Here is a 1,120-nt window from a genome sequence, read left to right as displayed (position 1 = left end):
CTCATCAGAGAAAGCTGCATTAGTATTATTCTATATTTTGCTCGTTAAAACCAAGTTGCCAAAATCCCATATCCAACAATTTCATTTGCGGATAAATCAAGTCACTATTATCAAATTTTAAAGTTTGGCGGCACGCTTCAAATTCTGAATGATGTTTTTCATAAAACTCAGCCAGTTATTTGAAAGAATTTTTGCCATATACGCTGCTGATGCCATAAGGTTTCGATTTCACTTTTTTTCTAAAGAAGCGGTCATAAGCTGGCGTGCAGCCTAATGTACCGAGCAAAATTTTGCTGCGTAATACCGTAGAAACTTCATTTTTGACCGAACCACACTGCTCTTTACGCACGCTGCTATAATACTCAATGAGTTTGTTATCCAGTTTTTCCCAAGCTGCCTGTACTTTTTCATTCAGAAAATCTTGGCAACTTGCCCCTTGTAGGCAGTCATATTCCGATTGCAACATTTCTTGAATAACTGGAATATGGATTTTGTAATCTTTCCATAATAAAAAAGACGAACCTCGCAACATTCCCCAGCTGGCAAGATATTGATAAAGCTGCAAGCTCAAATAATCATAGTCAGGATTTTTTGTTTTTCTTGCCTGATAAAATCCAGCATAACAATATTCCCAAGAAAGATATCTGCTATTCAGCTCTTGCTTATCTTTATGAAATTGTTTAACTGCTTTAAGAAAATCTATACTCATAGTAAACCTTGAATCCAACCTTTAAAATAATCATTCACGACAAATAAAGTGCCCCCATATAAATAACCCAATCATATATTGAGGCCCTCTTTTTTAGCTTCCCAAGGGAAACACTTTTCTATCATTTTAAAACGCCAATATAAATGTAAAAAGCGCTCAAATTGTACAAAAAAAAACAACTGAGCAATATTCAAAACTGGATAAACACAAAAAGTGTTACCGTTATGATTTTTCTATGGACTGCTATTGGTAATATCAAAGAGAAAATAAAAATAGAATTGAAATGGGGTTTGGTTATATTTTGTCTATTTTATGCATACTTACATAGAGTTTTTTTATGAAAGATAAGGGGAAATAACAGATATGCTTTTGTTAAACCGGACTGAGTTACAAATCAAAAAATTTTTAAAT

Annotated in this window: 1 protein-coding gene; it reads right to left on the bottom strand. The window is 33.3% G+C overall.

The features are described 5' to 3' along the window. Window positions 1-175 precede the first annotated feature (175 nt). Entirely contained in the window at window positions 176-709 is a 534-nt protein-coding gene (locus tag HMPREF1052_RS11375) for a hypothetical protein (RefSeq protein WP_005761092.1), read from the bottom strand. Window positions 710-1,120 lie beyond the last annotated feature (411 nt).

This window comes from Pasteurella bettyae CCUG 2042, from assembly GCF_000262245.1.
Taxonomy (GTDB): Bacteria; Pseudomonadota; Gammaproteobacteria; order Enterobacterales; family Pasteurellaceae; genus Basfia; species Basfia bettyae.
The sequence above is the reverse complement of the archived record's forward strand: the minus strand, read 5'-3'. Positions and strand labels throughout refer to the sequence as shown.

Coding starts and splice junctions, on each gene's coding strand:
- HMPREF1052_RS11375 (WP_005761092.1), bottom strand. CDS start 709: ATGAGTATAGATTTTCTTAAAGCAGTTAAACAATTTCATAAAGATAAG.